Origin of the sequence: Sulfurospirillum diekertiae (genome assembly GCF_002162315.1) — a bacterium.
GTDB lineage: Bacteria > Campylobacterota > Campylobacteria > Campylobacterales > Sulfurospirillaceae > Sulfurospirillum.
Genome location: NZ_CP021416.1, coordinates 862,164 through 888,547, shown reverse-complemented (window position 1 = coordinate 888,547; position 26,384 = coordinate 862,164). Strand labels below are relative to the sequence as shown.

Genomic DNA, 26,384 nt, shown 5'->3' with positions numbered 1-26,384 from the left:
AAGTAAAAAGGGGGTGGATTACTCCACCTCCTTCCAAATTTGAACTTTCCACAGGTACGCTATTAGGGTAAAAATAGCCATAAATCCAATGAGCTTCAAGCCAAGGCTTTCACGCTCAGCCTTTTTGCGATCTCCCACACTTTCCATGTAAGCGACCACTTGCTCTTGAGAGGCTTCGGTCAGTCCCACACGAGGCATGGCAATGCCTTCAACCATTTTGAGTGGTTCGTTGATAAACGTGCTTAGATACTCCGCTTTTTTAGAGCGAATCATCATCGACACATCAGGAGCTTCCGCACCTAGATAACTTTTGAGCGAAGAGGCAGGTGTTTGGGCTTTAAATCCATCGTACTTCATACTATGACATCTGCCACACGCCTCTTCAAACACCATTTTATTGGACGCTTTGGTAGAGACGATGTTGCCCAGATACGCTACGATATCGGCGATCTCTTGCTCGCTTAAGTAATTAAAACTTGGCATTGCATAGGGTTTGGTATCTCCAAATTTATGCGAAAGTTTGGTCGCACTCACAGGGTCTTTCAAAAAGCCTGCAAGGTAATTTTTATCGTAAATCACCCCGGCATGACTGAGATCGGGAGGCACGACACCATAGGCACTTGCAGCCGCTTCAAAACTCATAGGTGCTTCAAGTCCTAAACTCTTAATGCTATGACACGCAATGCAATTAGCTTCCACAAGGGCTTTCCCACTCTCCACATTGCCGTTTACATGTAAAGGTTCTATGTCTTTAAACCCAAAATCAGCAGGCGCCACATGTGGGTGCATTTGCGAATGCGCATAAGGCTCCACACCCCAATAGGTCACTGCTGTAAAGAAGAGCACAATGGCTAAAATTTTAAATTCTCTCATTGTGCATCTCCTTTGGCTTCGTGCTTGGTAATAAATGGAAGAGCGATAAACAGCCCTAAGAAAAGAACAGCAGCCACAAAGCCAACCCAAGCGTTTACGCCTGTGGGAGGCAGTTTGCCATACACCGTGAGCACGATCATATCGCACACCAAAAGCCAAAACCAGTATTTAAACACAGGTCGTTTGTGCGCAGGGCCTGTGTTCATCGGATTGCGATCTAAAAAGGGTAAGATCATAAAGACAATGTTCGCAATCACAAATGCGATCAACCCAATGTCCATCGCCGCCATGCCCTCGATGTCAAAGAAAAAGCCTCGAAGCACCTCATAATTCCACAAGAAATACCACTCAGGGTAGATGTGTGCAGGCGTTTTCATCGAATTGGCAGGTTCAAAATTGATCGGATCCATTGCAAAGTCAAACTGATAACAGACAAGAGCAAAGAAAAGGGTCATAAAAAAGCCCACCACAAAGAAATCTTTGGAGAGGAAAACAGGCCAAAATGGCACGACTTTGGACTCTTTTTTACGTCCTTCTAAAAACTTGTTAGACTCGATCTCAAAATCAAACACTTCCGATTCTTGGTTATTCACATGCGGAAAACGCAATGAGTAAAAATGCACCGCAATCACCACGATAATCACCAAAGGAAGCAACACAACATGAAGCATGAAAAAACGCGTCAACGTTGCATCTGCAACAACATAATCACCGCGTATCCAGATGACGACATCATCGCCAATAACAGGAATACCACTGAAAAGATTGGTAATCACTTGCGCCGCCCAGTAACTCATCTGCCCCCATGGAAGCATATAACCGCTAAACGCTTCAGCGGAAAAAGCGATGAAGAGCACCATGCCTGTGATCCAAATCATCTCACGCCCTTTTTTATACGAGCCGTAATAAATGCCTGTAAAAAGATGAATATAAATGATGAGAAACGTCGCCGATGCCGCAACACCGTGCATATGACGCCACAACCAACCGTACTCGACCTCTTGCATAATCGTGTAGTTCACACTATCAAATGCGAGGTTGATGTCAGGTTTGTAGTACATCAATAAAAGCAGTCCCGTCACCAACAACACGCCAAATAAAACGACCAAAACCACACCCATTGCCCAGAGGAAATTGATGTTTTTTGGTATCCAGTATTCGGTCATCATCACGCGTATAAACGCTTTTACCGCTAAACGTTGATCAAGCCAGTCTATAAAGCCTTCGCTTTTTCGTATTTCTGCCATGCCCTACTCCTACGCTTTTTTCGCGGTTAATTTTTTGTACTCTTCACCCTCTTCACCTAAAACAAGGGTTTCACCTGCAATTTTAAAGGGAGGAATGTCCAGTGGACGAGGTGGCGGTCCAAAGGTGTTGATGCCACTCGCATCAAAGACACCACCATGACAGGCACAGATAAAACTTTTCTTTTTTGCATCATACGAAGGAATGCAACCAAGATGCGTACACAGTCCGATAACGAGCGTAAAGACTTTTTCACCAATGACCACATCGCGCTTCGCATTTTTAGGAGTATCCGCACTTTTGCGTAACACAAAGATGGGCTTTCCACGCCATTGAAAACTGCGCGCTTCGCCCTCTTCTAGGGTTGAAACATCGACGGTGACGAAGCCAGCTGATTGGACACTCGGGAGGGGATCCCAACTCTTTTTCATAGCGCCCAATGCACAGACACCACCCACAGCGGTAACACCTGTGAGTGCCATGCCTATAAAATCACGTCTTTTTTGACAGGTTTCCATTGTTACTTGCCCAAACTATTTTTTAGTAATAAACGAAGCAATCTCTTCAATCTGAGCATCACTGAGTGGTGCAACTTGTGCTTTCATCAACGCTTTTTGATCTTTTCCGTAACTGCCATCTTTATAGCCCTTCATTGCGCTCACAAAATCTGCTTTACTCATATCTTTAATAATAAGACTTTTGTTTAAAGCGGATTTCTCACCCGCAGCGCCATGACACGCAACACATTTTGTGTACAATGGGGTTGCTTGCGCACTAATTCCACAGAATAAGGCAGCCACTACGATTGATTTAGTTAATGTTTTCATTTGATACTCCTTAATAATTTTGAAATGAATGATATTAAAAAAAAATGGCAAAAAATGTTAAGGAAACAAAATCAATAATTTTTGCGATTTTTTTGAGAATAAATTTATCTCAAGAAGAAGTAGCCTTATAAAAGGCTACTTAGTATAGAAATTATTTTCTTGCAATTTTTGGTTCATCAAAAATCGTGATGGCAGGAATTTCACCTGTGTATTTTTCGATCTCAGCCAAGGCAGTATTGGCAATATTGCCCTGTGCAAGGCTAGAGGTTCCTTTATCAAGTGTTAACTGATTGACATCACCATGCTTACACATTGTTCCAATTTTACCAGGCTCCATAGGGTCATACCATCCGCCCTCACACATTCGAAGGACACCTTGCGATACAGCCTGCGTTACAATAGCTCCTGCAAGTGTTGTGCCCCTTTCATTAAAGACTTTAACAACATCCCCATTTTTGATGCCTCTTTTTTTAGCATCCTCAGGGTTAATCCAAATAGGTTCTCTTCCACTCACTTCGTAAAGATCTCTCAGCCATGTATTGCTTAGTTGAGAGTGTAATCGATACTTTGGATGAGGAGAAAGCACATGTAATGATGTTTTTTTAGCTTTATGACTTCCTAACCATTCAATTGGCTCAAACCACATAGGATGACCTTTACAATCATCATATTTGAAACTATCAACCACCTTTGAGAAAATCTCTATTTTTCCAGAAGGTGTTCCTAATGGATTTAACATAGGATTTTCCCTAAAATCAGCATGTCTAACAAATTCTTTTGCCGATTGAGGTGTTGTAAATTTGATATAACCTTGCTTCCAAAATTCTTCAAATTTTGGAATGGTGATATTTTTTTCAAGACCTTGAGAAAGAGCTTCACTATAAAATTGCTCTAACCATTGCATTGGCGTTTTATCTTCCGTGAATTCTTTTTCATAACCCCATCGTTTACAGATTTCACGACAAATTTCAAAGTCATTTTTTGATTCGCCCACTGGCTCAATACCTTGTTGAAGTGCAAGGAAGTGCGTTGATGAGTAATCCCCAATTCTCTCAATATCGTTACGCTCTATTTCAGTCGTTGCGGGAAGAATGATATCTGCCATACGTGCTGTTGATGTCCAAAAAGGCTCATGAACAATGACCGTTTCTAATTTTTTCCATGCTTTAAGCATTGCATTTCGATCTTGATGATGATGAAAAGGATTTCCGCCCGCCCAATAAACCATTTTAATATCAGGATATACAATCTCTTTACCATTAAATGCAATTTTTTTACCAGGATTAGCAATCATATCAACGACTTTTGCGGCAGGGATATTAAAGGGTTTATACTTGGTCCAAGGTCCTTCTTTATCACTGACAATATTAGTAGAAATACCCGTAAGACCCGGAGCATCCGCTGTTGGTGTTCCACCGCCTGAATAATGGTAACTAAAGCCAAAGCCTCCACCAGGAAGCCCTATTTGTCCTAACATGGCACAAAGTGTCACCATCATCCAATGGAATTGTTCACCGTGATCGGCTCTTTGTGTTGCCCAACCTGCCATCAATAAAGAACGCTCTTTCATAAGTTTTTCAGCAAATTTTTTGATTGTACTGGCTGAAACACCACAAATTCGCTCTGCCCATTCAGGAGTTTTTGGAGTATTGTCTTTTTCGCCGATCAGGTACTGCTCAAATTGTTTAAATCCAACCGTGTATTTTTTGATAAATTCATGATCGTAAAGTTTATTACTATAAAGATGATACGCCATTCCCAACATCATAGCAACATCTGTATTGGGTCTAACACGAATATGTTCGCCCTCAAAATAACGCTGGGTATCATTTGCGACAGGATCAACAGACATAACATTAATTTTATTAGCATCACTGAGTTTTTTTAGTTCACTCATATAACTGTAGGATTCATGCGCTGGTATTTCCCATGCAATTTGGTTTGTTGTCATAGGATCAGCACCCCAAAAAATAACATTTTTAGCATGTTTAAGAACCATGTCCCATGATGTTTGTTGCTCATAGACTTCATTGGTTCCCAAAACATGAGGCATAATGACCTGAGCAGCACCGGTAGAATAATCACCCGCTCTCCCCACATATCCACCTGCAATTTTCATCATGCGGTTCATAAGGCGTTGTGGATTATTGAGTTTTCCAACACAAAACCAACCATAACTACCCGCATAAATGCTTTTATAACCGTAGGTACTTTGCACACGCATCACTTCTTTAGCCACAAGATCTAATGCTACATCCCAAGAAACACGTACAAATTTTTCACTGCCTCTTTTAGAAGTATCGCTTTGATGTCCTTTTTTGAGGAAACCTTCTCGCACATATGGGTATTTCACGCGTGTTGGAGCATAGGTACGTGAAGGGAGTGCTTGTATCATAGGCGTAGGGGAAGCATCATCCACAAAATCACTCACGCCTGTAAACTGATCACCTTTTATATAGGCTTTAAAAGCACCAAAGTGTGTTGCACTAAATTTTTGTGACTCATTTAAAATAGGTCCACTAGCAATATCAATAGCATTTAAACTCTTGACGCTACCAACAACAGCGGCACTACCCATAAGACTTGTTTTAAGAAAATCTCTTCTAGAATTATTTTTCATTTTCATCTCCTTACTTTGCATCTTTTGCATGAGCTTGCATATATTTCGTTAATTGCCATTGTTGCTCTGGTAAAAGTCCTGCTCGATCTTTCATTGCTTTGATAATATTAGGCCATTGATTGACGGTAAATTCATCGGATGGGTGCGCTTGGTGGCAAGAGCCACATCGTTCACCAAACAGTTTGGCACCTTCTTTCCAAACATCTTCTTGATTAGAGGCTAAGTCTGAATTCTTGACCCATCCTTTAATTTGGCTGGGTATCCATTCGGCATCATAGTCATCGGTTTTACTTTGACCTTTTTCAATATCTTTAAAAGCATTCGGTTTTAAAAGTGCATACACAACTCTTTGCCCAATATTTTGAAAGATAACACTCTCTTCCCCATATGCACTCCAACCACTTACCATAACGAAACTCTTATCGTTCTTTTCATCAAGTTTGGTAAGCTTTGTTCCTGGCGTTATGCTCCCTAGTGCTTCTCCAGAATCACTTGTCAACTCAAGTGTTGTTTTGGGAAAAACATCTGCCGCATTCATTGAAGAAACGATCAGTAAAGCACTCAAACAAAGTAGTGCTTTCAACCCTACATCTTTTTTCATACGCTATCTCCTTGTAATTGAATTTCAAGAAAAGTGTAAAAAAAAAGTGTAAAGAAAGTATAAATATTAGGGGAATAATCTGAAAGGAATCGAGTGATTGGAAAAAGAAGAATTATTTTTCTAAAGGAAGGTTTCCTTTGGGGAGAAGCTTATATCCATAGCCTTGTATATTTTCAATAAGTTCATAATACGTTTTAGAACGGAGTTTATTGATATGCATTCGGATGGTTTCAGGCGTAGCACTTTTATCGTACCAAACATTCCCCTCAATATTTTCAAAACTAACAGTTTTACCCACATGATCAATCAAAATAGACAATAATCGTGACTCATTTTTTGTAAGATGAATCTCTTTGTCCTCAAAAAAAAGCTCTTTGAGTTTAATGTTATAAGAGAAGCCTCGCGACAAATCAAGCCATTGATTGGTTGATACAATTTTTCCGACACACATGAGTAATGTGTTGTAAAGTTGTTCTAACTCAAATGGCTTATGTAAAAAAGCACATGCACAAATATCGATAGAAGCATATATATTATCAGAAGTATCATACGCCGTTAAAATAATGATGGAGATTTCTGAATTGACTTTGCGAATTTCTCGTGCCATAGCAAGTCCACTCATCTTAGGCAAATTAATATCCGTAATAATGACATTAAAATTTCCACTATGAAAACACGATAATCCCTCTTCGCCATCTCTTGCACATTTTACATCTTGGCAATAAAGGCTTAACGCATCAAAAACAATGCCTCGCAATAGATCGTCATCTTCAACTAACAAAATACGCAAATCGTTAAACCGCTTTAAGACACTCTTATCCATTAATTTCCTTTAAGAAAGTCAATTCAAATACAGTAGGATTGGCATAAGAAATGATCTTAATCGTACCATTTAACTTATTTTCAATCAACAATTTACACAAATAAAGACCATGCCCTGTACCTTTATGACCTTTCGTCGTTTGCATTTCTTTAAAAAGTTTTTCTTCAAATCCTTTTTGAATACCAACACCATCATCTTCAACTCGAATGACATAACATTCAGATGTTTCATCTAAAGTAATGATGATATGCCCCTCAGCTGATGTGCTGTTTTTTTCTAAAATGGCATCTTTTGCATTGGAAATGAGATTAACTAAAATTTGTTTCACATAATTAGAGTATGAAAACATTGGATAATCTTTTTTGTAATCATAAATAAAGGAAAGATCAATATTATGAATACGCGCTATGGGTTTCATGATACTGACGACTTCTTCAACAACAGTGGCGCTGTCAAAATACTCTTTTTCTTGCCCTGTTTTATAAAATGATTTAAATGCTTGTAGCGTTAGTTCCATAAACTTTACAATTTCAACGGCTTTATCAAAACTCTCTATCAATCTATCTTCACTGATAATTTTGTCTTTAACTTGAATTCTTAACATTCCCATCAAAACCAAAAGTGCTGCTAGTGGTTGCCGCCACTGATGCGTAATAGCTCCTACCATTTCGCCCATAGCAGCCATTTTACTGTGCTGAATCATAATTTGTTCATGCTCTTTTGCATGCGTTTCTAGGCGGTATTCATTGGTAATATCATTAATCGTTAAAATGCAACCTTCTATTTTTGAACCTTTTTCAATAATAGGCATGATTTGAACTAAAAGGCACTCAGTCGTATCATTATTAGGTATTTTAATAATTTTTGCATTAAATGTACAATCCATGACCTCATGTACTGCTTCAATAAGCGTTTGAAGTAATTCTATATTTCCCGCTATCTCTTTTAACTGGGTAATGGAATCACCCAGTTCTATGGATTCATTGATTGCTAATAATTTTCTCAGTGGGTCATTGATTAAAAGAACATTTTTGTGTTTATCAATAATTGCCATTGCATGACTACTGCTATGTGCAAAAGAATCTAAAAGCCGTTTATGCTCAAATATTTTTCGCGATAAAAAGAGAAACAAGAGTAGTCCTAAAATACCAAATACACTAAAGCTGACCGCCATAATGACATTTTGAAAGAGTTGCTCATTGAGTTCCCCAAAGATACTCTCCTCATTCAATACAGTCGCAAAAATCCAATCACTATTTTCCAAAGGTTCATAAAAGACCAAATATTTTTTTCCATTGTATCCATACGTTGTCGTTCCAACCATCTCATTATTTGAAAGGATAGCAGAGATTGCAGGCTCACAGCCATTACACTTTTGTTCGCTAAATCCATCAGGACTCACAAGAATTTTTCCGTTTTTACTGACAAGAAATGCAAACCCGTTAAAGGGTAAATTTATAGAAAGTATCTCTTTTTGAATAGAATCTAAAATCAAATCACTTGAGAGAACAGCCATTAACTCTCCATTATTGTGATTATAGATAGGAGAAACAATGGAAACCACTTCTTTTAAAAGGTCGGAATCAATATAAGGTAGTGTAATAGCAATACTTTGGCGCTCTTTTCCTACCTTATACCATGGTCGCTCGGTAGGAAAATAATTTAACGGCGCTATCCAATTAATACCCGTAATAAAAGAATCATTGGCATAACCAATATAAACACTTCGAAATTCCCCTGTTGTAATAGCACTTTGTAAAATTTGTCTAATGTCGTGGTAGTTTTTTTTAGGATCTAACTTTTCTAAAAAGGTCGAGGCAGAAGAGACAATACGCTTTTTAACAGAAAGCCATTCATCAATTTGACGCTTATAACCTTTGACAATATTCAATTGATTTGTCTTAACGAGTTCTTGCATCATCGTTTTGTTAGCATCATAGTTGATAAAAACAAGAACGATATAGGCAAAGGTTAAAAAGAAGAAAACAAGAATAAATAAAATAGTCGATAGGTATTTTCGTTTAAAATAATTCATGATTCAACTTGATTAAAAGTGTAAAAGCCCCTTAGTCTATCATACAATTTCAATTGTTTCACTCCTATGTTTTTTATCAAAACAAATCATTAACGATAAATCCAAATTTATACTCCTTGACTTACCTGATTAATATCTATATACCAAATACATATTTCTAAATTTTTTTTACAATGTATGAGAATTTATTTAGAACATCAATGATCCATTTTTCACTTTATAGTACCGTGAAAATACTAAATGAAAAGTATAAAAAAAGTATAAAGATTTTTATTTTGGTACACACTCCACAAAAACAATTTATGTTTAATGGTGCTTTATTTTGATTGTAAAGAGTGCACCATGCTCTGTGTTGCTAACGGTCACAATGCCATTCATATTGTTTTCAATGATCATTTTGGTCATATAAAGACCAATTCCCGTACCTTGCTTCGCGTGTTTGGTTGTAAAATATGGCTCAAAAATACGTTCCAAATACTCTTCAGCAATACCACCGCCATTGTCTTCGATTTTAATGAGCGTGTATTGTTCCCCATTTTTGACACTCATATGAATAAAAGGATTTTCGATCTGCCTGTCGGTTAAAACATCTTTTGCATTAGAAAGTATGTTTAACAGCGCTTGCGCAAATTCGTTAGGATAGCCAAGCACTTTTATCTCTTTGGTAGCATTAAACGAAAATTCTATCGAGTGATAACGAAGCGAGGCCTGAATGATGGAACTTGCTCGCTCACAGGCATTATTGATTTCAAAAATCTCTTTATCTTTGGAAGGTTTAAAGAAGTTTTGAAAGTCACTGATCGTGTTGGACATGTACGCGGTAATGCGGTTACATTCTTCGATTTTTTCCGTTAAAAAGGCTTCATTAAAGTCATCAAAATGTTGTCTCACTTGAATGATCATCAACAGTGCGTTGATTTCTCCAAGAGGTTGTCTCCACTGATGGGCAATATTGCCGATCATATTGCCCATGGCAGCGAGTTTACTTTGCTGAATTAAGAGCTGCTCTTGACGGGTGCGCTCATCGATCTCCTGCTGAATACGAAGCTCCAAATTATCCAGCATCTCATTCATCACGGCTTTGAGTAAGTTAAGCTGATCGGAATTGCCTGAAGCCACCAGCCTACGGTTCAGATTGCCTAATTTTAAATCTTCTACGACATGGGTCGCATCTTCAATGAGTTTGCTGTCTTGTTCCAAATTGGCTTGAATAATTTCAATATTTTGATTGATCTGGCGTGCCATATCACCCAACTCATCTTTGTTCATCAGTGGAATGTGAATACGCGTGGCTTCTTCGGTGGAAGGAGACTTGAGGTAGTCAAAAAACTCTCTTAATCCATGCCTTACATGTAAAATAGAATCAACAATATTTTTGGCAATGAAAAAGCCTACCATAAAGGTTAAAAGTACAATAATAATCAACCAAGTGGCAATAAAATAACGCGAATTGATCGCTTCTTTATTGGCTTTGGCATAGGTCTCTGAAGAGTGTGTCAGCTCGTTTTGCTGCAAGACTTCCAAAGAATCCATGAGGGCATAAAATTGGTCACGCTCAGAGGTATTGGCATTGATAAACGCCCCCTCTTCAAAGTCATCTTTGAGGTAGGCTTGGTTGGCTAAGATGAGTGTGACATAGTTTTTCCACTGATAATAGAGCGTCGCAGGCAGTTTGCTAAAGGGCTCTTCCATTTGTGTGTGCATCTCGTTGATTTTTTTGAGAATATCTTTACGCAAGTCTTCATTCGGCGCCATAATGAGTGAGAGAGATTGTTCGCGAAGCTTAAACAGCGGCAAAATGTAGGTTTGCTGAATCGTTTGAACCCGCTTGGAGCCTTCAAAGACATTGTTGACATTGACCACGCCTTTGTTGGTAATGTCAAACGCTAAAAAAGAGAGCGTGACAATCGCACAAATGCCTAAAGATGCCATCAGAAAAAATTTATAACGCATGGAAAGATACTTAATCATAATCAAACCTTAAAGGTAACATGGGTGCTTCGCGCTCTTTTGGATACGCCGCATTGCCTCTGATCGACCAGTGATATTTGGTCAGCTTTGCCTTCCACAGAGGCATCAATAAAACCGATGAAGGCTCATAACGTACTTCTTTATTGACCGCTAAAACAATATTGGGGGATGGAACAAAAAGCATATACGCTTTTTCATACGCACGCTTGACAATTTGTGCTACTACCTCATCAAAAGCCTTGCTTTGAAATTCAACATCAAAAAAATGTTCGATGTAGCCTTGCATCACATCGTCTTTATCAATCGCCGACCATTTATCGGAGATGCGGTACGCAAAGAAAGCCGTCCAAGGATTGTTACTGCTCCAGTCGTCATTACCCCATGTTAAAATATCCCATTTTTTGGGGGACTCTCTGTTGGTGAGGAGTTGCTCATAGATCTCTTTTTCATTGGGTGTTGTAGTGTAGTGAAGGGTTACGCCGTATTTTTTGAGCTGATACTCAATGCCTCGCCATAAAAACATAAAACGATCCATCGTAATGACATCCAGCTCCAACCCATTCAAAATCGCTTTAAGTTCCTTCTCCTCGTCTGGATTATGAAGTGCACGTTCACCCCAGGTTTGAAGGTTTGCCGTTGCCAGTTTCACAGAGCGATAATTCACCGAAGCTTCTGTGGGTGCGAGTTCACCCTCTTTTTTATAGACAAAATTGAGCAAATTAGCTTGATTGACCGCTTTATTGAGTGCAATGCGTATTTTTTGGTCTCTTAGCTTACTGTTGGGCTTAAGCAAGTTAAAATAGATCGAGATACTGTGCGTTGAAGGTTTCGTATAAAGTCTTGCATACTTAGAAAGAACGGTCTCTACTTTTTTATTAAAAGGAATCGGTGTTATATCTAAACGCTCTTCCTCCAACGCCATACTGACCGATTGGGCAGATGTCAGTTCTGTATAGATAGTTACATTCTCAATGTAAGGCAACCCCGCTTCATAATAGTTTGGATTGGCTTGAAGCTCTAAAATAGGCGTTTGAAACCGCCCTGTTGCGTAGCCTTGTTTTAAAATATACGGTCCCAGTCCATAAGGTCCAGGTGCTTGCATACTGTTACATGTAGAGCCCTCTTTCGTGCTCCACCCATAACGTTTGAGGTAGGCGGATGTGTACAGATTGATAGAAGTCAGATCGCTAAAGAGCAGTCCGTAAGGTTTATACAGGTGAATACGAATGGTATGATCATCCACTTTACTCACACCTTTAAGTCTCTTATGAATATCCGAATAAACCACAGGATCTTGCATAAAATAGGTAAAATTTTCCACTACAGAATCGGCGTTAAACGGCGTTCCATCTTGAAAAAGTACTCCTTTTCTCAAGGAAAATTCATAGGTGAGATCGTCTATCTTTTTATACGATGTTGCCATCATATACTCCCACCCTTCATGGTTGCCACTGGAGCGAACCAGTGTGCCATTGACCAGTTTTGAGACGTACAAGTAAGGCATCGTGGGTAAAAAGACTTTGATGTGAGAGCCTGCCACACGCTCATTAATGAGTACCGAAGTGGTATCATCACTACGGTAATAAAAAGGATTTTTCCACTCTTGTGCCCAACCAAAGGTGATACACACAAGCAGTAAAAGTAAGAGTCTAGCACATCTCAAATCGGTACCCAACCCCTGATAAATTGGTAATAAAATCTTTCGGTAACTTCTTGCGTAAATTACGCACCAGTGAACGAAGCGCACTATCGGTCATTACATCGTCCTGCCACACATGGGCTTGTAACTCGTCATAGGTGACAATGCGTTGTTTATTATGCAAGAGTAATTCTAAAAATCCCGCCTCTTTTTTATTGAGATGAATACTCTCCCCCTCATATGTCAATAGTTTATGATCGACATCATACAAGTATCCACAGGGAAGTTCATAGACAATCGTATGCGTTTGAGTAATGCGTTTGAGACAGCGCGCAAGCGCTTCTAAAAGACCATTGAGGGTCACCGGTTTGATGATGTACTGCTCTAAATGAAGATCCACGACTTTCAGCAGATACTCCCTATCTGTATGTGCTGAAATAATGACAAGCGGAGTCACTTCATCGTTTTTACGAATCTCACGTACCAGATCAACGCCATTCATCACAGGCATTAAAATATCGGTAATCACAATATCGGGTTTTTCACTTTTGTAGAGCTCTAAGGCAATTTTGCCATTTTCCGCTTCGATCACCTCTTTAGTATAGTAGCGAAGCGATGCGGCAATGTTTTTTCGTATGCCCTCTTCATCTTCAGCATAAAGAATTGTGAGCGTCTTCAATCGTTCTAAAAAGAGTTTATCCACGTTTGAGACTCCTTGAACATAGTGTTATTTAGATTTCTTTGCGGTAAAGCTAATCTTCGTATTTGCAAGACTTGCAACTAAAATACCGCCTCAACTTCCTTTATACATCAGGTTCACGCGAACTGACAACTCGTAAAATCCCTCTTTTAAAGGCTTGATATTCGTTTTTGGGTACCATCCTTGCACCTCAGGCTCACTCTTGGGTGATTTGATCGTATCGACAAAGACACTCACCATATATCCCGAAGGCAAATTGGGCTTCTCCAATTGTATTATAACGAAGTTTTCTTCGCCAACCACGTAGTTTTTGGGTTCGATCAAAACAGCTTTTTGATGGGACAATTCACTAAAAAGTGGGTCCTCAAAACTACAGGTGCTTGGGGCAATTTGTCCCCAAGCAAGTGAAAGAAAAACACCACATAGTCCTATCATCAATCGCAGTGTTGTTTTCATGAGACTATCCTTTAGGTTGTCTGTAAACCTCTTTTGGCATATGTGGAAGAATAAACCGCGTACTAGGGTGTGTCTCTGCATTGATCGCATAGTCAATACCTACGGGAGAAGCATTGGCATACTCTTTGTATTTAGGGTCATGTAAGTCAATAATCGCAATAGCCCCCACAGGACAAGCTTGCACGCACGCCGTTGTTTTGCCATCGGCTTGGCGCTCCCAACACATACTGCACTTCTCGGCTTGTCCCATTTTGGTATTAAACTTTGACGCACCAAATGGACACGCTTTGACACAACCACCACAGCCAATACAAATCGTTTGGTCGTGTTTACAAATGCCAGTCTCTGGGTCTTTCGTATGTGCGCCCACAGGACAAATCGCCACACACGCTGGATTTTCGCAGTGGTTACACGCCAAGGAGAAGTAAAAACGCTCCATCGGCATTTGCGCTTTGGGTGCTTTTTGATACGACGTTAAAGTTGGCAAGATATTGTTGTTGTCCATCAAATAATCTTCTGCCCCAATCTCTCTTACTTTGCGCCATAAAATTCCATCGTCTTGATGATACTGATTTTTACAGGCCATTGCACACGTATTACATCCTAGACAGATACTGCCATCGACTAAAAAAGCTTTTTGCATCACAATCTCCTGTTATAGTTTTCTAAAGTTGACAAAGGTATCATGAAGCGCAACACCAGGCGCTCCCGTTTTAAACGCACCCATGTCTGAACTGGTGTCATCAACAAGTTCATTGACGTTGTAAATATTGTTGTTATACCATTGCTCGTACATCAAAACAGTACCCGCTTGAACGTTGTCAGTGAGTTTGGCTTTGACTCTCAAAAGCCCTTGTTTGTTAAAGACCGCTACCGTATCGCCCTCTTTGACCATTTTCGCTTCCGCATCATCAGGGTTAATGTAAACGTATGGTTCAGGGTGCATATCTTCCATCCACTCTAAGTTTTGGAACTGTGAGTGTAAGCTCCATCTGCTGTGAGGCGATGTCATACGGAATTTATCGTACGGTTTACGCACTTCAACATAGGAAGGCAGTGCATTGCCAAAAAGCTCCAAGGCTTTGTCAGAATAAAACTCAAACTTACCACTTGGGGTTTTAAACTTTCCATCGGCATACGGAATGACCGCTTTGGCTTTGACTGGTCCGTTTTTAAGCTCTTCCCATGATTTGATGCCAAATTGCTCGTAGATGCCAGGGTTAAACTCTTTGATCGTCATGGCTTTGGTATCCACACTTTGTGGGAAAGTACATGAACCCGCCTCAAGTTTGTTCATATGTTTAGAAAGCAGTGCTGCAATTTCAACATCGGATTTGACTTCAAAAAGAGGTTTGATGGCTTGCTCATTCAGTGTCATCCAATAATGCCAGTAAGAGACATTGACATCGTACTCTTCAAATTGTGTGGCAACAGGAAGGACAATGTCTGCCCATTTAGCCGTTTCATTAAAGAACTGATCGGCAACCACCACAAGGTCAAGTTGTTGAAACATACGAATGAGTTGATTGCGGTCAAAATCTTGAGAGAAGACATTTTTACATGCCACCCACAACAATCTTACTTTTGGCTCTTTTGCATTGATAAGTTCACGCGCTGTTTTATTGATGTTTAAAGAACGATCGGTATAGGCTGCTTTTGCACCACTCTCTTTCGCAAATTCACCTTTGATGGCGCTAACACCGGTGTAACCCACACTGCCTTCTGGCTTAGTTTGAGACAGTGCCGCATAGTTAAAGCCCCATGTGCTCAGGTGACCATAACGCGCACCACCTGCGTATTTGCCGATGTTTCCAGAAACTGCTACCAATGCGTCAATCGCACGGATCATTGAGCCACCATTGGTGTGACGTTGCATACCATACCCCATCCAAATCGTTGCAGGTTTTGCTTTTGCAAACGATAAAGCCAACTCTTTAATCATTGCAAGAGGAATACCTGTGATTTTGGAAACGTTCTCTAGTTTGATCTCTTTATCCAGATACGCTTTGTACTCTTTGTACCCTTTTGAGTTTGCATCAAGCCATTTTTGATCGTGTAAATTAGCCTCAATGATAATTTTTGCCATTCCCAGTGCTAAAAGACCATCTGTTCCTGTTTTAATCTGAATGTACTGACTCGCTTTGGAAGCCGCTTCGGTAAAAATGGGATCAATGACCACAACTTTTGCCCCTTTACTCTTTGCTTCGTAAATGTATTTCATCGAGTGAACGGAGTTACTCGCAGGATTGACACCCCAAAGTATAATAAATTTGCTGTCTTTCATCTCTTCAGGATCATTACACCACATATCGCCCATGTCAAGGTTTTGCGCGTCAATGCCTGCTGGCCAACACGGCGTTCCCGCAAGTCTGGTGGTATAACCAATAGAGCTAAACATTCCCTCAACACCGTAATGCGTGATGCCGAAGTTTCCAGAATACTTGGTAAGTGCAGCACCCAGCAAGGTTCCATCTTCTTTTTTCATCTCTAAGAGTTTTTTGGCAATCGTCTCCATCGCATAATCCCAAGAGATGCGTTTCCAGTTACCTGAACCTTTGCCGCCCACTTGCATCATCGGAAATTTAAGACGACGTGCTGAGTAAACACGTTTTACGTAAGAATTTCCTTTGACACAACAACCACCTCTCGTATAGGTAGATTCGGTTGCGCCTTCGATAAACTGCATGACACCATCTTTGACGTAGGTTTTGATACTACAGGTGTCGTAACAGTTTCGAGGACACGCATTGCGAAACGTTTGGTAATTTTTTTGCCCAAGGTAGGGGATTTTAGTATTGAGGTCTTCATTGGCGTGAAGAATACCGCCTGGAAGCGATGTCAATACACCACTGGCTGCTAAGCCTTTTAGAAAACTTCTTCGGCTGATGCCGTTGTTGAGAATGCTCTCAACTTTTTCTTTGGAATAACTCATTCAAGAACTCCTTGTTGTCGTGGTTTCTCTTATCAGTAACGATTTGAGCTGCATTAAAATAAAAATCATCGCAGGAGAGGCATGTTCACTCTGCGCTAAACCACGCTCTAAAAAGCGCGGTATCCAAAGGGCTAAATGTTCGTGTAAAAAATAGTGACGAAGGTCACTCAAATAGGTTATCTCTTTAGCCTCTTCTAAAAAAAGTAGTTGGTAATACGCGTCCAGTTCAACGCCTAAATGATCCTCAGGTACGACGTTTTTAAGCGAATAGGTAAAGCCCATCGTTTCGTACAACTCTCTTACATGTAACGTGGTTTTGGACATAAAAACATCGGGATTGTCAAGGTAAACGGAGGCAAAGGGATCGGCAACGGTTTCCATGGGGCCTACAAAGTAGCGATTAAACTGCACTTCCAAATCCTCTTCTGAAATGCTTATCGAAGAATCCAGTGCATCAAACGCCTTTTTAAGCTCTTTGGAGTTTTGGGCATTAAAAATATCGCGAAGATGTTTGATGTCATCGAGTCTGGAAGTCGTTTGGGGTTGAAGCGTTTGCATCTTAAACTCTTTTTTTAATTTATTTTTTTAACAAACCAAGGAAATAGTAAAGCAAAAAAAGAGCAAAAAAATCGCAAAAAAGATTTTACATGTAAGAATTTGACATTTTTAGAGGAAAGGGATAACTGAGTCAAAAAGGAACACAATCGTTTTACATGTAAAGCGTAACCCCTACTCTTTCTTGATGCTTTACATGTAAAACCTTTCTTTAATTTTTTTCCAATGCAAACTCTTTATAATGGTGCATATAAAAATAAATAAAAGGAATATCTTTGATAACTAAAATAGATATGAACTCTCCCGAATTTTTAGCAGAATTTGAAAAAACAGAAGCGTTTACCGATAAAGTCTGTGCACAATTTGGCTTTGCGTACACACCCCTTGATGAAGTCAAAGAGTCCATCCAACAAGGCTTAACACGCAATAAAATGATTTATGGCAAACGCTACTGCCCCTGTTTTATGGTCATAGGTAGCACACCCGAAGAGCAAGCTAGCGCAGATAACCGTTTGTGCCCCTGCACCCCTGCACTCACCGTTGAAATTCCCCAAACAGGCAAATGCCACTGCACGATCTTCTGCACACCCGAACATGCACGAGAGCTCGCAAAAGAAGAAAACATGGAAGAAGTAGCGCATACACATACCAGAGGACTCAGCAAAGAAGAGTGTGAAGCGTTAATGAAGAAAAAGCAGATTGATGGCAATGAACTTGAAGCGTTGCTCGAAGCTAGAAAGCATGGCATTGTGAATTTTAATCTTGTGGATACACGTGAATGGATGGAATGGATCAGCAATCGCATCACAGGAACGGACTTCCTCATTCCAACCACCAGTTTTCATGATGCACTCTCACAACTCAATGGCAAAGAGAACATCCCTGTCATTTTATACTGTTACAGCGGAAGTCGAAGTGCGTACTGTCAACGCATTTTATTGCACATGGGGTATAAAACCGTGCTCAACCTTGAACACGGCATTATGTCGTATGATGGAGAATGTGAAAGCGGAGAATAACAGATAGGAAGAAGTTACTTTGTAGCTTCTTCCTGATTTGATACTTCCTTTGTAGCTTCCAAAAGTTCTTCGCGGCTCAATTCAAGTTTAGTCCCTTGATCGTTATAGTCATAGCCTTTGACGATGTTGCCCTCTTTAAACTCAATTGTGCGGATCAACTTACCTGCTGGGTTGAAAAGCTTCGTGATGCCATTAGGTTGATTCTTTTTAAAGGGTGTTTCCCCTTGAAGTTTACCGGTTGGGTAGTAAAACTTACCGACACCTTCGGCTTGATCATTGACAAAAGTAACTTCGGTTCGAAGCACGCCTGATTCGTAATACTCTTTTTTGAGTCCTTCAATTTTATCGTTTTTAAATGGTGTTTCACTTTGGAGCTTTCCTGATTCGTAATACATCTTACCAAGCCCCTCTCGTAACCCTTCTTTGAACGGAGTTTCACTCTTAATTTTTCCAGATTCATAGAAAAATTGACCAATACCATTGGCAAGTTTTTGTGTTTTAACCTCTACAAGGATGCCATCTTCACGAACATCCAAATCTTCAATCGCATAATAGTTTTCAGCGGCAAAAAGTGTTGCTGAACAAAAAAGTAAAACAGCCCATAATTTCATGAATGACTCCCTAAAAAATTTTTGAAATAGAAACGAAGAATGTTTACATGTAAACGCTTACATGTAAACATTTAAAGCGGACTAAACGTTAAATCTAAAGTGCATTACATCGCCATCTTGAACGACGTACTCTTTACCTTCGAGGCGCATTTTACCTGCCTCTTTGGAGCCAGTCTCACCTTTGTACGCGATAAAATCGTTGTAACCAATGACTTCGGCACGGATGAATCCTTTTTCAAAATCGTTGTGAATCACAGAGGCAGCCTTAGGTGCTTTCCACCCTTTTTCAATCGTCCACGCGCGAACTTCTTTCACACCTGCGGTGAAGTATGAAGCAAGCCCTAGTTTGTCAAACGCCAAGCGGATGATCTGTTTAAGTCCTGATTCTTCAATGCCAAGCTCTTTTAAGAACTCTTCGGCTTCATCATCCTCAAGGGCGATCATCTCTTCTTCAACTTTAGCACAGAGAACAACAACGTCTGCACCCACTGCTTTGGCATGTTCTTTGACCGCTTTGACAAAATCATTCTCTTCTAAAAGCCCTGCTTCATCAACGTTTGCGCCGTAAATGATGGTTTTATTGGAGAGAAAACGTAGCTCTTTATCTAGGATTTGGAAATTTTCATCCTCACGACGTGCAAACGTACTGACCGGTTTGATCTCATCAAGGTGCGCGCGAAGTGCTTCGGCGATCTCAGCAATACCTGCGGCAGATTTGTCCACTTTCGCTTGGCGTTTCAGACGATCGAGTTTTTTATCGAGTTGTTGAACGTCCGCAAAAATGAGTTCGCTTTCGATGATTTCGATGTCACGAAGCGGATTGATACTGTTTTCAACGTGCGTGATGTTTTCATCTTCAAAACAACGTACCATGTGTAAAATAACTTCGACTTCACGAATGTTCGATAAGAATTGATTGCCAAGCCCCTCGCCTGCACTCGCACCTTTTACAAGTCCTGCGATGTCGACAAAATCGACCGTTGAGTGCTGAATACGTTCAGGGTTGACGATCTTTGCCAGCTCTTCAAGTCTTGGATCTGGAACTGGAACAACGGCTTTATTAGGCTCGATGGTACAAAAAGGATAGTTTGCAGATTCTGCATTTTGCGCTTTAGTCAGCGCATTAAACGTGGTTGATTTTCCGACATTGGGGAGTCCTACGATACCGACACCTAAACCCATAGATTGACCTTTTTAATTAACTTTTAAGGGGGATTTTACCTTAAATCGTCTTAAAAACTGACATATGTCCTCAATCTACAAGTATAGGATTTGAGCTTTACATGTAAAGGTTATTTGTCTTTCAAATACGCTTCAAAATGGTCAATATTAAGCGCAATAAAGCGATACGAGACGTAAATAATAACAGGCCATGTGCAGAGCCACAAAAACCCTGAGGTATAGTTGATTGCTTCCATGATGACTCCTAATAATGATGTGAATCAGCTTCGATTTCGGCTGATGTCATTTTGGTTTTATCCATAGCGCGCCATACCACATAGATATACCCCAAAACAAAGGGAACACCCAAAGAGACGTAACTCATGGCACTGAGCGTATAGTGGGATGAGGAGCTGTTTTCAATGGTCAACGAACTTGCCACATCAGAGAGCGAAGGATAAATAGGTGTGGCGTTAAACCCAAGCAGACAGAGCAGGCTCGTTACGACTAAAATCACGCCAAAACCACTGAACCAAATGCCGCGTCTGCTTCCTTTAAAAAGCGTACTAAAGATGGCATACAATACCAAAAGTGTACCGCTAAGAAAGGTAACGATGAGCAGTGGCGTGGCTAAAAAGTTGTTCAAAAACTTATGCGATTCGAGAAAGACAACGCCCATATGGTAGGTAAAGCCGTTCATGACCAAGAGCATCACCACAAGCAGTACAAAAAAGCCCACAAACAAAAGAGCGTCTTTAAAAAGCTGTTGTTTGGCATGGGCGATGATGGGAACATCCTCAATGTTATTGATAAAATAAAGCGCTGCTTGTACGCGCGCTAAGAAAAAGAGGCTCAAGCCAAATGCCACATTAAAGGGATTGAGTGCGCCTTCAAGCCCGTAACTTGGCAGTGTCCAAGCCGAAAAATTCATGCTGTTGCGCATAAAATTTCCACCTGTAAAGAGTGTACCAAGCGCAATTCCGATGAGGATAATACCCACACTTCCGTTGATGTACAAAAAGGCTTCATACGTGCGTTTGCCTAAAAAGTTGTTGGGTTTTACACGGTATTCATAGGAAACTGCTTGCAGGATAAAACAGAACAAAATCGCCATCCAGACATAATAAGCTCCTCCAAAACTGACCGCATAAAACAGAGGAAATGCCGCAAAAAGCGCACCTCCAAAAAGAACCAATGAGGTAAAGGAGAGTTCCCATTTACGCCCCAGTGAGGCGATGAGCATGTTGCGTTGTTTGTCATCTTTGGCGATGGCATACAAAAGGGTTTGTCCGCCTTGCACAAAGGTAATAAACACAAAAAAATGCCCCAATCAGGCTCACCAAAAACCACCAATACTGTTGAAGCGTTAAAAGAGATAAAGTTCCAAACATCTTATGCCTCCTCAGGTCCGATTGTAATTTGTTTCAGCATGATTTTCACTTCCGCAATTAAAAGTGCAGTAAAGATAATCGCAAAAAGTCCTAGTGTGATCATGACTGAGACTTCATCAATGTGCGAACTCGCCATGCCCACAGGCAGCATGCCCTGAATCGCCCACGGCTGTCTGCCGACTTCTGCCACAATCCAACCCGCTTCGCCTGCGATGTAACCCAAAGGAATGGAGAAAAGACCCGCATAAAGGAGGAGTTTTTTGCTCCCAATCTTGCCGATCATACTAAAGTAGAGTACGAAAAAGAAGAGTGCCAAAAACCAACTGCCTAAGCCTACCATGATGTGAAAGCTGTAAAAAGTCAATGCAATGGGAGGAATAATTTTTTCGGGTTTATCTAAGTAGCCATAGCCCAAATAAGCCTCATTGGTACGAAACAGTGCTAAAGCTTCTTCTTGAGTTGGAACATTATTCATCTGCTGCGCTTCTTTGTAGGTACGCAACGCCTCTAACGCCAGTTTGCCTTTGTCCAGTTTGCTTTGAGCAGACTCAATACCCAGTATTGTGTTTCCAAGTACGAGATCATCAATGCCCGGTACAAACGCGTTGATGTTGTGAAACCCTAGAAAAGAGAGTGCGTAAGGAATCTCAATCGACCAGATAAATTCATCTTGCGTATCGCCAATTTTTTTGTTTGTATTCAACTGACCGATCGCCACGATGCCTGCTCGATGTTTTCCATCGTAAAGCCCTTCCATCGCAGCCAGTTTGGTCGGTTGACTAAGGGCAACTTGATGCGCGGACTCATCGCCTGTAACCAGCAAGAAAATGGAAGCCAAAAATCCAAAAGAAGCGCCCACAATGATGCTGCGTTTGGCGAAAAGCGTATGGCGATTTTTGAGTAAGAACCAACTGCTTACCCCCACGACAAAGAGGGAGCCCATCACATAACCACTGCCAATCGTGTGTAAAAATTTGGAAACGGCGTTGGGGTTAAAGAGAACGTCGGCAAAGCTTTTCATCTCAAAACGCGCTCTCTCAAGGTTAAATTCCATTCCCACAGGATGTTGCATCCAACCATTGGCTACAAGTATCCAAAGTGCTGAGAGGTTCGAGCCAATGGCGACGAGCCATGTGGAGAAGAGGTGCATTTTAGGGGAAACTTTATCCCAGCCAAAAAACATCACGGCAAAAAAAGTCGACTCTAAGAAGAACGCCATAATGCCTTCAATCGCCAAAGGTGCTCCAAAAAGATCACCCACGATCCACGAGTAATTCGACCAGTTTGTACCAAATTCAAACTCTAAGATAATGCCCGTAGCAAGACCGATCGCAAAATTGATTGCAAAGAGCGTCATCCAAAATTTGGTCAACTTTTTCCACTCAGGATTTTTTGTTTTGACATAGATGCTCTCCATCATAGCAATGATAAATGAAAGTCCTAGTGTAAGCGGGACAAAAAGCCAGTGATACAACGCCGTAAGCGCAAATTGCGCACGCGATAACTCAACAAGAAGGGTGTGATCCATCGGTAATGCCTTTTATTTTTGCATCAAATGTTCCAGCACAGAGTCTGCTCTTTGTGTGTCATTTGAAAAGTGTGTTTGGAGGATATTGGGGAAAAAGAAGAGCTTTAGAACAACAAAAAAAAGGAAAAACTTAATGGCAATAATGAGCCAGAGCTGTTTGCCAACGCGCATCTGTTTAAAACCATCACGGTAGAAAAAAACGATCTGTTTAACCCACTGCATTTTAAATCAACCTTTTCAAAATTATAACTAAATAATAATAAATATTAATTAAAAATACACATTGTTATCTGGTTATAAAGTGTGATCAAAAAAATTTCTGCAAGAACACTTCCTTGCAGAAATTCAAAAATAATTAATGGTGAGCACACGTATGGTTTGGGTCAATTTTAGCTGTTTTTCCGGCTAGAAAATCTCTTAACGAATCTTCTACCGTTTCATTTTTATCATCAAAATAGACAGAAACATTCACCGCTAAAAACTTTTTTAAAGGCTCTCCACCGATGCCTGAAACTACCAATGTATCAGCACCTAAAGCTTGTATGTTTGCCACAGCATTCGCACATCCTCCCGTTACATGACCAGGGTTTTTATGCACCTTGACCTCTTTCACCACACCATCTTCAACCGTAACGGCTGTATAAAAAGTTGCCTTACCAAAATGTGCGCCTCTCTTTGCTCCAATCCCTTCGTCTTTCATGGTTGGAAATATAATTGTCATTTGCGATCCTTTTTTATGTTAATAGAGTTTTGTATTTTATGGTTTAGTGCCCACAGCCACAACCACCACTATCATGATGATCTCCGTCATCGCCTAGAAGCTTCATATAATTCATAACTGTCACTTTTTCAAGTGTGCCCTTATGCAATTGATCCAAAGCCTCTTTGAGCATAATTCGCTCTTTCCCGACATAATAAATATCGATGCCTGCACCCAAAAGTGCATGAAAAGGTTTTTCGCCTACGTGATTGAGTAAAACCGTTTTAACGCCCAAATTTTGTAACCAAGGGACAACATTCATGCCTCCTTGAACACTGCATTCGCGTGTTGCTATATGACCTTGCGCATCGATCAAACTAAAATAGTTTGCTTTTCCAAAAAGAGGTGCTATCACATCGCCTTTTTCTGTTTTAACAGGTACTGCTATCATTGAAACTCCTTAATGAGCATATGTTCAAAATAATACTCTCATAATGGACATATGTCAAGTATTTTTAAATCATGTTATAATGTGCATATTAGACTTTTTGTATGCCCCTTGAAAAGATAAAGAGTTTGCTGAGAGTGCGTTAATTTTTAAAACTCAAAATTGAGTCATAGCCAAAGCTATGGCGATGTTTTTAGTTTTAAAAAGTGATGTGCTATAAGCGATACTCTTTTTTCAATGGGTTATACAAAAAGTCTATACATGTAAAGGAGAATTATGCCACGGTAAAAATGCAAACGGTTTACTTCATTCAGACCGCCGTGTTGCCAATTTAACCCTCGTGAAATTCAAACACATCAAGAGACGATCACACTTTTATCCGAAGAGGTGGAAGCGCTTTATCTTATGGATTTATTGGAGTTGTATCAAGAAGAAGCCGCACAAAAGATGGAAGTTTCTCGCCCTACGTTTGCACGTATTATTAAATCTGCTCGAAATAAGGTGGCTTTAGCACTACTGGGTGGACATACGTTACATCTGGAAAATACGAAAGAGCGTTATGTGGTTGCACTCTGCAGTGAAAATGAAACCTCCCCTTATAGCTCTTTGAGCCCTAAAAGCAGATACATTCATTTTTTTACACTTGAAAATCATCACATTAGTGAGCACCAGATGATTCCAAATCCTCTGACATCCAACCAGATGAAACCCCCTTTAGTCTTAACAGAGCTTTTTGTCAATCAACGTGTCAATGTATTTGTCACGGGAACCATTGGGCAAGGATTTAAAAGCATGCTTTCCACAAAAGGAATACCCGTGCTTTTAAAAGAAGAAATTACAGACGAAGAGATTACGGCACTTTGGTAGTTTAAGCTACCAAGGCTTTTATCCACAGTTGCATAATCGTATGAATCTCCTCTTTGGGTGCTTCCATAAATTCAATCACAAAGCGATCTTCAAACTCACAGATTCCGATACTTCGTGGACGGACTGCTACGATTTTGGTATTTTGGATAGTCTTTCCAAAACAAAAAATAACATTTTGAACATCTTTGAGCCCTTCCATCATCTCTCCACCCAGTGCTTTGGTGTGGGCATAATGGTCAAAAATTGCGATAAAGTGCGCCACAGGATCAGCGTTGATCTTCTCTTTAAAATAATCAACGATTTGGGACATATGCTGATAACGAAATCCTTCTTTCTTCAGGGTTAGTGAATGAATAGGATATTGATCTAAAAAGAGTGTTTTTTCCATCTAATTTTCCTTGTAAAGTGTTGTTTACTCTTGTACGCAGATTTCACCTTTGAGCACATGCGATACCGTTTGATACATCACAACAGAGATGACCATTGTTGTCACACCAACCATCACATACGAGAGTGATAAAAGTATAACATCTTTAGTTTCATGATACATTAACATCGCGCTGATACTCATAGCTGCAAGGGGAAAAACAAAGGCCCACCAAGAGATGAAAAATTTGATTTTAATGAAATTTTTGTACATGAAAGCGACTAAAAGCGTAAAGAAAAGGGCAAGATTGAACAACATCGTGGCAAAAACATCAATCACACCGTACATTTTGTAGTATGCCAGAAAGCCAACCGCGGGTGGAGCGATAAGAATAAACATCGTTGGCATAAACTTTACGGCTAATTGATGGTGAAAAATAATACGATTGAGTAAAATGGCAAACAGAATTACCCAAAAAAAGATACCACAGCTAAAAAAGTACATCAGAACCCCTTGGCTTGCAAACCCTACACCGCCCACAGGAACAAGGACATTGCCCACCACAGGAATAAACCATGCAGGATTAGAGTGGTCTAGTTCTTGATTATTATTGATCCAAAAAGAGATCGTGTACATGGTAAGGTAAAAATGCAAAACCGTTCCTGTATACCAAAACATAGAAGCGACATTGACATTGACCTCTTTATAAATAATCGCTAGCATTAACATCGAAATCGAAATCGCTGCAAAAAAATTGAGTCTAATGGGGTGTGAAAACTCTTTTTTTACCATGGGTGTATATTTGATGTATTTACTAAGATAGATGAGAGAAATAACAACAAATAATGTGGTTGAAACCATCATTAAGAGATGACCAATCATATCTGTAAAGCCTAACCAAAGGGCAGCTTTTTGGTACATAATCGTTAAACCACTCATTCCCATAACCATCGCATACATCATGATAGGGAAAAATTTTACTCTACTGTTCTCGCACGTAAGAACCTCATCCATT

26 protein-coding genes and 1 pseudogene are annotated in these 26,384 nt (G+C 40.1%); 2 read left to right on the top strand and 25 right to left on the bottom strand.

Annotated elements, in window-relative coordinates; genetic code table 11:
• Positions 1 to 18 precede the first annotated feature (18 nt).
• The 15 genes from Sdiek1_RS04435 to Sdiek1_RS04365 all read right to left on the bottom strand — a co-directional run bounded on the left by Sdiek1_RS04435 (position 19) and on the right by Sdiek1_RS04365 (position 17,280).
• The gene (locus Sdiek1_RS04435) at positions 19 to 873 is read right to left on the bottom strand and encodes a c-type cytochrome (RefSeq protein ID WP_087438078.1); all 855 of its coding nucleotides are present in this window, start codon (positions 871 to 873) and stop codon (positions 19 to 21) included.
• Positions 870 to 2,120: a cytochrome b gene (locus tag Sdiek1_RS04430; protein ID WP_087438077.1), complete on the bottom strand. Its 1,251-nt coding sequence runs from the start codon at positions 2,118 to 2,120 to the stop codon at positions 870 to 872. The genes Sdiek1_RS04435 and Sdiek1_RS04430 overlap by 4 nt, the downstream gene beginning before the upstream one ends.
• A 9-nt stretch (positions 2,121 to 2,129) precedes the next feature.
• Positions 2,130 to 2,636 carry a Rieske 2Fe-2S domain-containing protein gene (locus Sdiek1_RS04425; RefSeq protein WP_087438076.1) on the bottom strand — a complete coding sequence of 169 codons (507 nt, stop codon included), beginning with the start codon at positions 2,634 to 2,636 and terminating at the stop codon, positions 2,130 to 2,132.
• 15 nt (positions 2,637 to 2,651) lie between these two features.
• Positions 2,652 to 2,945 carry a c-type cytochrome gene (locus Sdiek1_RS04420; protein ID WP_087438075.1) on the bottom strand — a complete coding sequence of 98 codons (294 nt, stop codon included), beginning with the start codon at positions 2,943 to 2,945 and terminating at the stop codon, positions 2,652 to 2,654.
• 151 nt (positions 2,946 to 3,096) lie between these two features.
• On the bottom strand, positions 3,097 to 5,565 hold the full coding sequence (torA, locus tag Sdiek1_RS04415) for a trimethylamine-N-oxide reductase TorA (RefSeq protein ID WP_087438074.1): 2,469 nt from the start codon (positions 5,563 to 5,565) through the stop codon (positions 3,097 to 3,099).
• A 10-nt stretch (positions 5,566 to 5,575) separates the two neighbouring features.
• A complete protein-coding gene (locus Sdiek1_RS04410) occupies positions 5,576 to 6,166 on the bottom strand; it encodes a hypothetical protein (protein ID WP_087438073.1) in 591 nt (196 codons plus the stop codon).
• A gap of 112 nt (positions 6,167 to 6,278) precedes the next feature.
• Positions 6,279 to 6,989: a response regulator transcription factor gene (locus Sdiek1_RS04405; RefSeq protein ID WP_087438072.1), complete on the bottom strand. Its 711-nt coding sequence runs from the start codon at positions 6,987 to 6,989 to the stop codon at positions 6,279 to 6,281.
• Positions 6,982 to 9,024 carry a cache domain-containing protein gene (locus Sdiek1_RS04400; RefSeq protein WP_087438071.1) on the bottom strand — a complete coding sequence of 681 codons (2,043 nt, stop codon included), beginning with the start codon at positions 9,022 to 9,024 and terminating at the stop codon, positions 6,982 to 6,984. The genes Sdiek1_RS04405 and Sdiek1_RS04400 overlap by 8 nt, the downstream gene beginning before the upstream one ends.
• 306 nt (positions 9,025 to 9,330) lie before the next feature.
• Positions 9,331 to 10,995, bottom strand: a complete 1,665-nt coding sequence (locus Sdiek1_RS04395; protein WP_192866773.1) for a sensor histidine kinase — start codon at positions 10,993 to 10,995, stop codon at positions 9,331 to 9,333.
• Positions 10,988 to 12,658, bottom strand: a complete 1,671-nt coding sequence (locus Sdiek1_RS04390; RefSeq protein WP_087438070.1) for an ABC transporter substrate-binding protein — start codon at positions 12,656 to 12,658, stop codon at positions 10,988 to 10,990. The genes Sdiek1_RS04395 and Sdiek1_RS04390 overlap by 8 nt, the downstream gene beginning before the upstream one ends.
• A complete protein-coding gene (locus Sdiek1_RS04385) occupies positions 12,645 to 13,337 on the bottom strand; it encodes a response regulator transcription factor (protein ID WP_087438069.1) in 693 nt (230 codons plus the stop codon). The genes Sdiek1_RS04390 and Sdiek1_RS04385 overlap by 14 nt, the downstream gene beginning before the upstream one ends.
• A 90-nt stretch (positions 13,338 to 13,427) precedes the next feature.
• A complete protein-coding gene (locus Sdiek1_RS04380; RefSeq protein WP_087438068.1) occupies positions 13,428 to 13,790 on the bottom strand; it encodes a hypothetical protein in 363 nt (120 codons plus the stop codon).
• A 4-nt stretch (positions 13,791 to 13,794) separates the two neighbouring features.
• Positions 13,795 to 14,433, bottom strand: coding sequence for a 4Fe-4S dicluster domain-containing protein (locus Sdiek1_RS04375; RefSeq protein ID WP_087438067.1), 639 nt, complete (start codon positions 14,431 to 14,433; stop codon positions 13,795 to 13,797).
• 12 nt (positions 14,434 to 14,445) lie between these two features.
• Positions 14,446 to 16,722, bottom strand: coding sequence for a molybdopterin-dependent oxidoreductase (locus tag Sdiek1_RS04370; protein WP_192866772.1), 2,277 nt, complete (start codon positions 16,720 to 16,722; stop codon positions 14,446 to 14,448).
• Positions 16,723 to 17,280: a TorD/DmsD family molecular chaperone gene (locus tag Sdiek1_RS04365; protein ID WP_087438066.1), complete on the bottom strand. Its 558-nt coding sequence runs from the start codon at positions 17,278 to 17,280 to the stop codon at positions 16,723 to 16,725. It abuts the gene before it with no gap.
• A gap of 272 nt (positions 17,281 to 17,552) precedes the next feature.
• Here Sdiek1_RS04365 and Sdiek1_RS04360 point away from each other — a divergent pair, with 272 nt between their 5' ends.
• Positions 17,553 to 18,296: a ferredoxin-thioredoxin reductase catalytic domain-containing protein gene (locus Sdiek1_RS04360; protein WP_087438065.1), complete on the top strand. Its 744-nt coding sequence runs from the start codon at positions 17,553 to 17,555 to the stop codon at positions 18,294 to 18,296.
• Between the two features lie 14 nt (positions 18,297 to 18,310).
• On the opposite strand, the gene Sdiek1_RS04355 is transcribed toward Sdiek1_RS04360, so the two are convergent.
• The 8 genes and pseudogenes from Sdiek1_RS04355 to Sdiek1_RS04325 all read right to left on the bottom strand — a co-directional run bounded on the left by Sdiek1_RS04355 (position 18,311) and on the right by Sdiek1_RS04325 (position 24,138).
• Complete coding sequence (locus Sdiek1_RS04355) at positions 18,311 to 18,907, bottom strand: toxin-antitoxin system YwqK family antitoxin (RefSeq protein ID WP_087438064.1); 597 nt, start codon at positions 18,905 to 18,907, stop codon at positions 18,311 to 18,313.
• An 81-nt stretch (positions 18,908 to 18,988) separates the two neighbouring features.
• Positions 18,989 to 20,089: a redox-regulated ATPase YchF gene (ychF, locus tag Sdiek1_RS04350; protein WP_087438063.1), complete on the bottom strand. Its 1,101-nt coding sequence runs from the start codon at positions 20,087 to 20,089 to the stop codon at positions 18,989 to 18,991.
• Between the two features lie 110 nt (positions 20,090 to 20,199).
• Positions 20,200 to 20,325, bottom strand: a complete 126-nt coding sequence (locus Sdiek1_RS15405; protein ID WP_256363566.1) for a hypothetical protein — start codon at positions 20,323 to 20,325, stop codon at positions 20,200 to 20,202.
• Between the two features lie 8 nt (positions 20,326 to 20,333).
• A pseudogene (locus tag Sdiek1_RS04345) lies at positions 20,334 to 21,459 on the bottom strand (cytochrome d ubiquinol oxidase subunit II).
• A gap of 1 nt (position 21,460) precedes the next feature.
• Positions 21,461 to 22,987 (bottom strand): cytochrome ubiquinol oxidase subunit I, encoded by a 1,527-nt coding sequence (locus Sdiek1_RS04340; RefSeq protein ID WP_087438062.1) that lies wholly within the window; start codon positions 22,985 to 22,987, stop codon positions 21,461 to 21,463.
• Between the two features lie 12 nt (positions 22,988 to 22,999).
• Positions 23,000 to 23,209: a DUF4492 domain-containing protein gene (locus tag Sdiek1_RS04335; RefSeq protein WP_087438061.1), complete on the bottom strand. Its 210-nt coding sequence runs from the start codon at positions 23,207 to 23,209 to the stop codon at positions 23,000 to 23,002.
• Positions 23,210 to 23,342: 133 nt separating this feature from the next.
• Entirely contained in the window at positions 23,343 to 23,708 is a 366-nt protein-coding gene (locus Sdiek1_RS04330) for a NifB/NifX family molybdenum-iron cluster-binding protein (protein ID WP_087438060.1), read from the bottom strand.
• A 43-nt stretch (positions 23,709 to 23,751) separates the two neighbouring features.
• Positions 23,752 to 24,138 carry a NifB/NifX family molybdenum-iron cluster-binding protein gene (locus Sdiek1_RS04325; RefSeq protein ID WP_087438059.1) on the bottom strand — a complete coding sequence of 129 codons (387 nt, stop codon included), beginning with the start codon at positions 24,136 to 24,138 and terminating at the stop codon, positions 23,752 to 23,754.
• Positions 24,139 to 24,480: 342 nt separating this feature from the next.
• Between Sdiek1_RS04325 and Sdiek1_RS04320 the strand changes: the two genes are divergently transcribed.
• The gene (locus Sdiek1_RS04320) at positions 24,481 to 25,002 is read left to right on the top strand and encodes a DUF134 domain-containing protein (RefSeq protein ID WP_238099272.1); all 522 of its coding nucleotides are present in this window, start codon (positions 24,481 to 24,483) and stop codon (positions 25,000 to 25,002) included.
• Between the two features lies 1 nt (position 25,003).
• Here the strand turns inward: Sdiek1_RS04320 and Sdiek1_RS04315 are convergent, their stop codons facing one another.
• Both Sdiek1_RS04315 and Sdiek1_RS04310 read right to left on the bottom strand, forming a co-directional pair.
• Positions 25,004 to 25,390 (bottom strand): DUF6858 family protein, encoded by a 387-nt coding sequence (locus Sdiek1_RS04315; protein WP_087438058.1) that lies wholly within the window; start codon positions 25,388 to 25,390, stop codon positions 25,004 to 25,006.
• 24 nt (positions 25,391 to 25,414) lie between these two features.
• On the bottom strand, positions 25,415 to 26,383 hold the full coding sequence (locus Sdiek1_RS04310; RefSeq protein WP_087438057.1) for an SLAC1 anion channel family protein: 969 nt from the start codon (positions 26,381 to 26,383) through the stop codon (positions 25,415 to 25,417).
• Between the last annotated feature and the right edge of the window lies 1 nt (position 26,384).